Raw genomic sequence first — 10,653 nt, forward strand, 5'->3', positions numbered from 1 at the left:
ATATAGGCCCGCTGGTCAATCCGGCGCAACGCGACAAGGTTGCCGGTTTCATCGCGGCGGCCACGGAAGCGGGCATCCCGCTTCTGGCCGAGGGTACGGTGCATCCCGACGCGCCGGAGGGCGGCTATTATCAGGCACCGGCACTTTTTGGCGCGGTCGACCCGAAAGCGGCTCTTGCGCAGGAGGAAGTGTTCGGCCCGGTCCTCTCGCTCTTCCCGTTCGAGGATGAGGCCGAAGCGATCCGCCTTGCCAACGACACGGAATTCGGCCTCGTGGCCGGCGTGTGGACACGCGATGGCGCGCGCCAGCACCGCGTGGCCAAGCGCGTGCGCGCCGGTCAGGTCTTCGTCAACGGCTACGGCGCAGGCGGCGGCATCGAGCTGCCCTTCGGCGGGTTCAAAAAATCCGGTCATGGGCGCGAAAAGGGCTTCGAAGCCCTGTTCGACATGTCCGCCACCAAGACAATCGTTTTCAACCACGGCTAACACTGACAGGAATCTTGAAATGGCTCGACTCGAAGGCAAGGTCGCCGTCATCACCGGCGCGGCGTCCGGTTTCGGCGCAGGAATGGCAAAGCGTTTCGCCGAGGAAGGCGCGAAGGTCGTCGTCGCCGATCTGAATGCAAAGGGTGCCGAGAAGATCGCCAAGGAAATAGGCGCGGCGGCGCTCCCCGTCACGGCCGACGTATCCATGAAAGCCGATGTGGACGCGATGGTCGACGCGGCGATGCAGGCGCACGGCCGGCTCGACGTCATGGTCAACAATGCGGGCTTTACGCATCGCAACGGTCCCATGCTCGAGGTGGATGAAGAGACGTTCGACCTCATTGCCGCAGTCAATATGAAGGCCATCTACCATGCGGCGCGGGCCGTGGTGCCGATCATGGACAAGCAGGGCGGGGGCTCCATCATCACCACGGCTTCGACGGCGGGACTGCGGCCGCGACCGGGGCTGACCTGGTACAACGCGTCGAAGGGGTGGGCGATTACCGCAACGAAGTCGATGGCGGTGGAACTTGCGGGGCAGAACATCCGTGTGAATTGCCTGTGTCCCGTGGCAGGCGAGACCGGTATGCTCGGTCAGTTCATGGGCGACGATACGCCCGAAAAACGGGCCCAGTTTCAGGCATCCATTCCGCTTGGCCGGCTCTCCACACCGCTCGACATTGCCAATGCGGCGCTATGGCTGGCTTCCGACGAAGCGGAATTCATCACAGGCGTGGCGCTGGAAGTGGATGGCGGCCGCTGCATCTGACGATGCGGCCTCCAGAAAAGACCTGACGAATTCCGCATCTGCGGGAACCTGACGCAGAAGGCGGAATTCCCTATAACCGGACAGAAGCATTAACTCGCCGTTTGCAGAACGGTCGACCGCACGCAAAGGGCAAGCGCATGACGTATGAGCAGATATTTCTCTTCTGTCTGCTGGCTGTTGTTTTTGCCTTTCTGGTCTGGGGGCGAATTCGCTACGACCTCGTTGCCTTTGCCGCGTTGATCATCGCCGTGGTGGCCGGCGTGGTGGATGCCCATGACGCATTCGTCGGGTTCGGCCATGAAGCCGTGGTCATCATCGCCTTGGTGTTGATCGTCTCGCGCGCAATGATGAATGCGGGAGCCGTGGAACTGATCGCCCGTTTCGTGCTGTCGTCGGGACGCGCTCTTTCGGCGCATGTCGGCTTCATGTCGGTGATCGGTGCCGGGCTTTCGGCCGTCATCAACAATGTCGCTGCGCTGGTCATGCTTATGACCCTCGACATCGAAGCGGCGAAGAAAGCCAAGCGCCCAGTTTCGCAATCCCTCATGCCGCTTTCCTTCGCGACGATCCTGGGCGGCATGATCACGCTGATCGGCACCCCGCCCAATATCGTCATCGCCGAGTATCGGGGCCGGGTTCTGGGCGAATCCTTTTCGATGTTCGATTTTTCGCCAGTCGGGCTGATCTGCGCCGTCGTCGGCATCACCTTCGTGGCCCTCGTCGGCTGGCGCCTGATTCCGGATACGGGCCAGGCCGCGGCTGTCGGCGAAGACGGGGAGGCCGGCCTGTTCGTCGCGGAAGCGGGCGTGAAGGAAAAATCCCAGGCCATCGGTCAATCCGTCAGCGCGCTTTATCCGCTCGCCGACGAGCACGACGTGACGCTCCTCGGGCTTGTGCGTCGCGGCAAGCGTTTGCCGGGCTTTGCCGCCGGAGAGGAAATCCGCAAGAGCGATCACCTCATTCTCGAGGGCGATCCCAAATCCATCGAGGCATTCATCGGGGTGGCCGAACTGGATGCGCCGGGTTCGGAGGAACATGGCGGCATTCGCGGAAAATCTCTGGTGCTGGTCGAGGCCATCGTGCCGGACAATGCCCGCATGGTGGGGCGGACGGCGCTGGATCTGCGGCTGCTCTATCGCCGCGGTGTGGCGCTGCTGGGTGTGTCGCGCCAGGGGCGGCGGTTTCGCGAACGGGTGCGCAAGCTCGCCATAAAGCCGGGCGACGTGGTTCTTCTGCTCGGACCCGAAAGCCGGGTGGCCGACGCCGCCGACTGGCTCGGCGTTTTGCCGCTGGCCGAAAAAAGCCACACCGTGATCCAGCGCGGCAAGGCGCTTTTTGCTGTCGGCGTGTTCGCGGCCGCCGTTGCCACCTCGGTTATGGGTTTCGTGCCCCTTGCCGTGGCGCTTGCCGGCGCGGTTGCTCTTTATGCGCTGTTCAACGTGGTCGGTGCCCGCGAGGTCTACGAATCCGTGGAATGGCCGGTGATCGTGCTTCTGGCGTCGTTGATCCCGCTGGGACTGGCGCTTGAGGAATCCGGTGGCACCAAGCTTATCGCCGATTCCATCCTGTCGTTGACGGGAGCATTGCCGACCTGGGCCATTCTGGCAATCCTGATGATCGTGACCATGACGCTGTCCGACTTCCTGAACAACGTCGCAACAGCATTGATCGCCGCGCCGGTGGGGCTCTCTATCGCCCAAGCGCTGGACGTTTCGCCCGATCCCTTTCTCATGGGTGTCGCGGTGGCCGCTTCCTGTGCGTTCCTGACCCCCATCGGCCACAAGAACAATACGATCATCATGGGGCCGGGCGGCTATCGCTTCAGCGATTACTGGCGCATGGGACTGCCGCTCGAAATCCTCATTATCGCTGTCTCGGTGCCGGCCATTCTGATCTTCTGGCCGTTATGAACGGTTCGCCGCGATTCATATCCGGTCGCGCAGCGCATACCAGTTCAGCGCCAGGAACATGAGCAGCGGGCGCAGGCGGCGTCCGCCGGGGAAGGGCGGTATCTTCAGGTCCTCGAAGAGGCGCAGCCGGTCGCGATTGCCGCAAACGGTTTCGGCGTAGAGCTTGCCGACGAAATTCGACAGCATGACGCCGTGGCCGGAATAGCCGCCGGCCGAAATCACATTCGGCATGACCTCGCGCACGAAGGGTTTTCTGGGCATGGTGATGCCCACATAGCCACCCCATGCATGGGTGATTTCGATGTCTTTCAGCGCCGGATAGAGTTCGGCGATCTGGCGGCGAATGTGCTGGTGGATGGCCTTGTCTTCGCCCGGCGCATAGATCTCGCGGCCGCCGAACAGCAGCCGCCCGTCGGCGGAACGCCGGAAATAGCGCACCACGAAACGGGAATCGTCGACCGATTCGCCACCCGGCAGGACGGTGCTGTCGTCGCCGAGCGGCGGGGTGGCGCCGATGAAGGAGCCGATGGGCATGACATGGGCGGCGCTTTCGGGTTCCAGATCGCCGCCATAGGCATTGGTGGCCATCAGGCATTTTTCGGCAATGACGGTGCCGGACGGCGTTTCGATGCGTACGCCGCCGTCATCCGACGAAATCCGGGTCGCCGGTGTCTCCTCGAAGAGATGTGCGCCGGCCTCGTCTGCAACGCGCGCGGTGCCGACAACGAGCTTGAGCGGATGGATATGGCCGGTTCCGGTGTCGCGGACGCCGCCGAAATAGCGCGCCGAGCCGAGGCGTCCCGCCGTTTCGGCGGCGTCCATATAGGCGATGTGCGGATAGCCGAACTTGTCACGCATGATGTCGGCATGCCGGCGGTATTCGTCGAGGTAGCGCGGCTTGTGCACCACGGAGAGCTGGCCGGGACGATAGTCGATCTCGATGCGGTTGGCGGATGTGAAGTCGAAAAGATGCGCCTTGGCTTCCTCGGCCAGGTCGAACAGGGCTTTGGCGCGGGTGAAGCCAAGCTCGGCTTCCAGTTCCTCGGCCCAGGCACGCTGGCCGGTGCCGAGCTGGCCGCCATTGCGTCCGGACGCCCCGTCGCCGAAGCGATGCGCCTCGATCAGTGCGACATCGACGCCGGCTTTTGCCAGATGCGCGGCGGCGGAAAGTCCGGTGAACCCGCCGCCGACAATGGCGATGTCGACGCGTCGGTCGCCGTCGAGCGAAGGATATTGCGGTCTTTCGCCGACGGTCGCTTCATACCAGGACAAACCGGGCGAAATGGGCGACTGATAAGACATGGAACCCACGACGTCTTTCTGCGCGGCTTAAACGTTGAGGAGCAGGTATTCCCGTTCCCACGGGCTGATGACCTTCATGAAGGTCTCGAACTCGGCCCGCTTGATGGCCGCGAAGGTGGAGACGAAGGGGGCGCCGAGTATGTCCTTGAGCGGCGCGTCGTCCTCGAACAAGGCGACGGCTTCGAGCAGGCCGCGCGGCAGTTCGATCTCGTCCTGGTTGACGGCGGTGCCGGCGGGCGAATCGGGGCTGTTCTTCTCGAGAATGCCCACCAGGCCGCAGGCAAGCGATGCGGCAAGCGCCAGGTAGGGGTTGGCGTCGGAAGAGGGGATGCGGTTTTCCACACGCCGCGCCGCCGGATCGGAACGCGGCACGCGGAAGGCGGTGGTGCGGTTGTCGTAGCCCCAGCGCGTGTTGACCGGAACGGCTGTGCCCTGGGTAAGACGGCGGTAGGAATTCACGTAGGGCGCCAGCATGATGAGCGCGTTGGGAATATGCCGCTGCAGGCCGCCGATGAAATGGCGGAACGTGTCGGTTTCCTCGCCGTCCTTGCCGGAAAAGACGTTGTTGCCGGTTTCCAGCGATACCACGGACTGGTGGATGTGCATGGCGGAGCCGGGCTGGTTCTGGATCGGCTTGGCCATGAAGGTGGCATAGGTGTCGTGCTTGAGCGCCGCTTCGCGGATGGTGCGCTTGAACATGAACACCTGATCGGCCAGCTCGATCGGGTCGCCATGGCGCAGATTGATCTCGAGCTGGCCGGCGCCTTCCTCGTGGATCAGCGTGTCGATCTCGAGCCCTTGCCCCTCGGAAAAGTGATAGATGTCGTCGATCAGTTCGTCGAATTCGTTGACGCCGGCGATGGAATAGCCCTGGCCGCCGCCGATGGGACGCCCGGACCGGCCGACGGGCGGCGTGAGCGGGTAATCCGGGTCGGGGTTCTTGTCGACCAGATAGAATTCGATCTCCGGGGCGACGATGGGCTTCAGCCCGTGCTTGGCATATTCGGCGACGACGCGCTTGAGGACGTTGCGGGGGCTGAAGGCCACGTCGCGGCCATCCTGATGCACAAGGTCGCAAATGACCTGCGCGGTGGGATCGCTCTCCCACGGAACCGAGGAGAGCGTGGAGAGATCCGGCAAAAGCTTCAGGTCGCCGTCATCTTCCGGGTAGACGAAATCGCCGCTGTTTTCGGGATATTCGCCGGAAATCGTCGTCATAAAGACGGCTGAAGGCAGCGCCAGCGAGGTGTTGGACGTGAACTTCTTGGACGGCATCATCTTGCCGCGGGCGACGCCGGCCTGGTCGGGCGTGATGCATTCGATGTCCTCGATGCTGCGCCATTCCAGCCAGGCGGTGGCCTGCTTCCAGTCCTTTACGCCGCGGAGGTTTTTCAAAAATGCGGGCGCACGCACAGACTCGCCTCGTCCGGCGCGGCGGGCTAGCTTCTTCCTGTCAGGCATCAATCACCAGGGAACGTTTGTCGGATGCCGGAGTATAGACTTGGGCCAGAAGGAAAGGGAAGGGCTGGAAGAACAGGGAAAACCGTTCAACCCTGCACGCCGGACAGGAGACGCTGAATGAGCGGTTGCAGCGTTTCGAGCGTGACGGGGCGAACCACCTGTGCGTCGATCGTGCCGGGGTCGGGCGATGGGTTGTCACGGGAAGGAACTATCGTGATGACGAGCGGAAGCTGGCGGGGCGAGGCGCTTCGATGTTCCCCAAGATGATCGAACAAGGTGTCCGACAACTGCATCTGCGCATCGACATCGACGATCACCAAGCCTGGAGGCGGCATGGGCGAACCGGCTGAAAGGGCGCGCCGGGCCGCTGCCGGATCCATCGCGTTCACTTTCAGATAGGCGCGCTGTGCGATGCGTGTGAGCACGATCCGATTGACCGGCGAACCTGCGACGACCAAAGCCTGAGACGGGTCGGCGACACAAGAACCCGTTACCGTCCCGCCTGTCCCGCCCGCTGGCCGGTCGGTTGCATATCTTTCTACCATCACATGTTCGCTCATCGTTGGATTGCGAATTTCCGTTGGACTGCGAATTTCAATGCCCGGTTGAGCTGTGCCGGGAATCAATGTCACGGTAGTTGAAAAGTCAAGTTACAAATAAGTCAGAAACCTCACGCCGTCGTGTTGGTGTGAATAACCCGTTGCTGCCGGCGATCGCTCGAAGTCTTAGGCAAAATTTCAATTGCCTGTATTCGTTGACGATTGCGCGGTTGGACGAATTCGCCGCAAAGAAAAGCGCCCGCGCGGGAGACCTTGCGCGGACGCTCGACTGGAGGTCGTCTGGCCAGTGTCAGGAGCCGACCAGACGATTGGTGACGATGACCGGCACCAGGAGGTCGCCCCAGTTTCCCTCCCCGCCATGGTGGCGTGCCGAGCGGACCAGTTCGACGGACACACCGGAATCGACCGCTTTCATGACCGACTGGTTGAGCCTGTGCAGGTCGTTCGCCACCATGCGGATCAAAGCCTGCTGGTCGGAGGACATGGCGCTCGACTGCTCCTCTGCTCGTTCCTTGACGCGGGTGTTCGGTGTCATTTCCGTTCTCCTTTCCCGGCCCTTTCGGCCGTTGGGTTATTCCGCTGCCGGGCGGAATTGGTCGGTTTCGGTGGATTCCTTCATGGCGGTGGTCGAAGACTGGCCGCCGGTGATGGCCATGGACACGGCGTCGAAATAGCCGGTGCCGACCTCGCGCTGGTGCTTGGTGGCGGTGTAGCCGTCGGCTTCTGCCGCGAATTCGGCTTCCTGCAGCTCCGAATAGGCGGCCATCTGCCGATCCTTGTAACCGCGCGCCAGTTCGAACATGCCGAAGTTGAGCTGGTGGAAGCCGGCCAGCGTGATGAACTGGAACTTGTAGCCCATGGCACCCAGCTCGCGCTGGAATTTGGCGATGGTTGCGTCGTCCAGGTTCTTCTTCCAGTTGAAGGACGGCGAGCAATTGTAGGCAAGCAGCTTGCCCGGATGCGCCCTGTGAACGCCTTCGGCGAATTTGCGTGCCTGTTCCAGATCCGGCTTCGAGGTTTCGCACCAGATCAAATCCGTGTGCGGCGCGTAGGCGACGGCGCGGGCGATGCAGGCGTCGAGCCCGTTCCTGACACGATAGAAGCCTTCGACCGTGCGGCCCGCCTCGTAATCGACGAAGGGCTGGTCGCGCTCGTCGATATCGGAGGTGAGCAGCTTGGCGGCTTCAGCATCGGTGCGGGCGATGACGAGGCTCGGCACGCCCATGACGTCGGCTGCAAGGCGCGCCGCATCCAGATTGCGGATGTGCTGCGCGGTGGGGATCAGCACCTTGCCGCCCAGATGGCCGCACTTCTTTTCAGAGGCAAGCTGGTCTTCGAAGTGGACGCCCGCGGCACCTGCCTCGATATAGGCCTTCATCAGCTCGAAAGCGTTGAGCGGACCGCCGAAGCCGGCTTCCGCGTCGGCGACGATCGGAGCGAACCATGTGTCGACCGACAGGCCATTGCCTTCCGCCGTCTCGATCTGGTCGGCGCGCTGGAGCGTGCGGTTGATGCGCTTGGCGAGTTCCGGGCCGGCATTGGCCGGGTAAAGCGACTGATCCGGATACATGGCCGAAGCGGTGTTGGCGTCGGCGGCGACCTGCCAGCCGGAGAGGTAGATGGCCTTCAGGCCGGCGCGGACCATCTGCATGGCCTGGTTGCCGGAAAGCGCGCCCAGTGCATTCACGAAGTCTTCTTCATGAATGAGCTTCCACAGACGCTTTGCGCCTTCATCGGCGAGTGTGTGACGGATCGAAACCGAGCCGCGCAGCCGCTGCACATCCTGCGGCGTGTAGGGGCGTTCGATGCCGTCGAAACGACCCTCCGCAGCGCTGGGAACAAGGTTGTAAAAATCCGTCATAACTTCCTCCTTACGGAAAATATCTCGTTGGCGGCGCTATCAGCCTGGCTGATTTTGTGCGCCGATTTCGTTACAGGATTTACATTGCGGCGCAGCGAAAGCGGAGGAAAAACAGGAAACATGGCTCAAAAATGAGGTCGATTTGTCAATCTTCCGACTGGATGAGCGTGTAAATTTGTAATTATTGTAAAGTCCAAAACGCTGGAAAAATGGGATGGGCTGTGTAAAGAATTGTAAAACGCGCGCTGGAGAGCAGGATTGGCCAACCAGAAGATTTTCGCGGGGCCCCGCATCAGGCGTATCCGCACCGCCAAGGGGCTGACTCAGACGGCCATGGCCGAGGGGATGGGCATCTCGCCCTCCTATCTCAACCTGATAGAGCGCAATCAAAGGCCGCTCACCGTTCCGCTCATCCTGAAGCTGGCGTCTGTCTACAAAGTCGATCCGGACGAATTGCAGGGCGAGACCGGCCTGTCGCTCGCCGCGCTGCGCGAGGTTTTCTCCGATCCGCTTCTGGCTGGCGAATTGCCGGGCGAGCAGGAACTGGTGGATGTTGCGGAGGCAGCCCCCAACGCCGCGGCAGCGCTGGTCAAGCTTTACCGGGCTTATCGCGAGCAGACCGACCGCATGTCCGACCTGTCCGAAATGCTGGCAAGAGACGGACGCACAACGGCCATTTCGGCGACGCGCCTGCCGATGGACGAGGTGCGCGAGACCTTCGAGCGGCATGCGAACCATTTTGCGGCCATCGAGGAAGAGGCCGAAAGCTTTCACAAGCTGATGGGGCCGGGCGACGATCTTTCCGGCGCGATCAAGGGCTGGCTGAAGCAGGAGCACGGCATCGTGGTGCGCCTGCTGCCGGTCGCCACCATGCCGAACTGGCGGCGGCGCTATGATCGGCATTCGCAACGCCTTTTCATCTCCGAGCGGCTATCGCCGGCCGACCAATTGCGCGAGATCGCCATGGAGGCGTGTCTTCTGCGTATGTCGGTGGCGATCGCCGCGGAGATCGAGACGCTCAGGCTTTCGAGCAACGAGGCTCGACGTCTGGCACGGTTCGAACTCGGTCGTTATGCGGCGCATGCACTGATGATGCCCTATCAGGCCTTTCTAGCGGCGGCGGAGCGCGCACGCTACGATGTGGATGTGCTGAAATCGCGCTTCGGCGTGTCCTTCGAGCAGGCGGCGAACCGGCTCACGACACTTGGGCGGTCAGGCGCGTCGGGTGTGCCCTTCTTCATGCTGGAAGTGGACAATGCGGGAAACCGGTTCCGCAAGGCGGGCGCGCAGGGCTTTCCACAGGCACGGTTCGGTGGCGGTTGTCCGAAACTCGCCGTTCATGCGGCCTTTGCGCAGCCAGGACAGATATTGGCCGAGGCGGTGGAAATGCCCGATGGCGCGGAGTTTCTAACGGTTGCGCGCACGCTGGAGGGGCCGCAAGGCGCGTTCGCCGAGCGTCCGCGGCGTACGGCGTTGCTCATCGGCTGCGATCTGGGTTTTCGCGACAGTGTGGTCTATGGCGACGCGCTGCCCGGCGTACCGGGCAAGGCGGGCGGGGCCGCGACCCATGCGTCGACCCCGGTGGGATCGGCCTGCCGGCTGTGCGAGCGGATCGGATGTCTTGCCCGCGCCGAACCGCCTGTCACGCGACCGCTGGGGCTCGACGAGATGGTGACGGGCCTGAGCGCTTTCGATTTTCAGTAGCGGCTGAGGACGCTTCAGGCGATGTCCAGCACCACATTGCCGACGATGTCGCCGCGTTCCACCGCCTCGTGCGCGGCGACAATGTCGCGCAAGGCGAAGCGCTCGCCGATTGCGTGTTTCAGACTGTTTTTCTCAAGCATCGCGGTGAGCTGGGCGATGGCCGCTTCCCTTTCTTTGGCAAGCAGCTCGTAAACCACGAAGACCTGCAGCGTGAGGCTGTTCCACAACAGGGTCGGGAAAGAAACGGGTACGTCGCCCTGCAGGCTGGAGCCGTAGCAGACGATCTTGCCGTGCGGCGCGAGCGCGCCATTGGAGATGATCGACGTGGTGGAATAGAGGTCCATGTCGATGAGGCCGTCGGCACCCTTGCCGGAGGTCAGCCCTTTCACGGTGGCGGCCACGTCCTTGACCTTGTAGTCGATGACGAAATCCGCTCCGGCGGAGCGCGCATGGGCGGCGCGTGCGGGCGAGGCCGTGGCGATGACACGGGCGCCACGCGCCTTGGCGACCTGAGTGACGTAGTGACCGACCGACGAGCCGGCACCGGTGACCACCAGCGTCTTGCCGCCCACATTCTCAAACAGATTGACGGCGTGGACGG

At 62.8% G+C, this 10,653-nt stretch carries 10 protein-coding genes; 4 read left to right on the forward strand and 6 right to left on the reverse strand.

Features of this window, described 5'->3' with window-relative positions; translation table 11 throughout:
• From QZ638_RS19135 to QZ638_RS19145, 3 genes are all read left to right on the forward strand, one after another.
• Positions 1 to 485 (forward strand): aldehyde dehydrogenase family protein (locus tag QZ638_RS19135; RefSeq protein WP_295813496.1); only part of this gene is annotated, 485 nt, incomplete at its 5' end.
• A gap of 19 nt (positions 486 to 504) precedes the next feature.
• The gene (locus QZ638_RS19140) at positions 505 to 1,254 is read left to right on the forward strand and encodes an SDR family oxidoreductase (protein WP_295813497.1); all 750 of its coding nucleotides are present in this window, start codon (positions 505 to 507) and stop codon (positions 1,252 to 1,254) included.
• A gap of 137 nt (positions 1,255 to 1,391) precedes the next feature.
• The gene (locus QZ638_RS19145) at positions 1,392 to 3,164 is read left to right on the forward strand and encodes an SLC13 family permease (RefSeq protein ID WP_295813498.1); all 1,773 of its coding nucleotides are present in this window, start codon (positions 1,392 to 1,394) and stop codon (positions 3,162 to 3,164) included.
• 15 nt (positions 3,165 to 3,179) lie between these two features.
• Here QZ638_RS19145 and QZ638_RS19150 read toward each other — a convergent pair whose 3' ends face one another.
• The 5 genes from QZ638_RS19150 to aceA form a co-directional block, all read right to left on the reverse strand.
• On the reverse strand, positions 3,180 to 4,466 hold the full coding sequence (locus tag QZ638_RS19150; protein ID WP_295813505.1) for an FAD-binding oxidoreductase: 1,287 nt from the start codon (positions 4,464 to 4,466) through the stop codon (positions 3,180 to 3,182).
• A gap of 27 nt (positions 4,467 to 4,493) precedes the next feature.
• The gene (locus QZ638_RS19155; RefSeq protein WP_295813499.1) at positions 4,494 to 5,927 is read right to left on the reverse strand and encodes a glutamine synthetase family protein; all 1,434 of its coding nucleotides are present in this window, start codon (positions 5,925 to 5,927) and stop codon (positions 4,494 to 4,496) included.
• A gap of 86 nt (positions 5,928 to 6,013) precedes the next feature.
• Positions 6,014 to 6,487, reverse strand: coding sequence for a response regulator (locus QZ638_RS19160; protein WP_295813500.1), 474 nt, complete (start codon positions 6,485 to 6,487; stop codon positions 6,014 to 6,016).
• A gap of 289 nt (positions 6,488 to 6,776) precedes the next feature.
• Positions 6,777 to 7,022, reverse strand: coding sequence for a hypothetical protein (locus QZ638_RS19165; protein WP_295813501.1), 246 nt, complete (start codon positions 7,020 to 7,022; stop codon positions 6,777 to 6,779).
• 36 nt (positions 7,023 to 7,058) lie between these two features.
• A complete protein-coding gene (gene aceA, locus QZ638_RS19170; RefSeq protein WP_295813502.1) occupies positions 7,059 to 8,348 on the reverse strand; it encodes an isocitrate lyase in 1,290 nt (429 codons plus the stop codon).
• Between the two features lie 258 nt (positions 8,349 to 8,606).
• On the opposite strand from aceA, the gene QZ638_RS19175 reads away from it, so the two are divergent.
• The gene (locus QZ638_RS19175; RefSeq protein WP_295813503.1) at positions 8,607 to 10,052 is read left to right on the forward strand and encodes an XRE family transcriptional regulator; all 1,446 of its coding nucleotides are present in this window, start codon (positions 8,607 to 8,609) and stop codon (positions 10,050 to 10,052) included.
• A 14-nt stretch (positions 10,053 to 10,066) separates the two neighbouring features.
• Here QZ638_RS19175 and QZ638_RS19180 read toward each other — a convergent pair.
• The coding region (locus QZ638_RS19180; RefSeq protein ID WP_295813504.1) for a zinc-binding dehydrogenase at positions 10,067 to 10,653 on the reverse strand (587 nt) is incomplete at its 5' end.

Source organism: uncultured Nitratireductor sp. (genome assembly GCF_913053745.1).
GTDB lineage: Bacteria > Pseudomonadota > Alphaproteobacteria > Rhizobiales > Rhizobiaceae > Nitratireductor.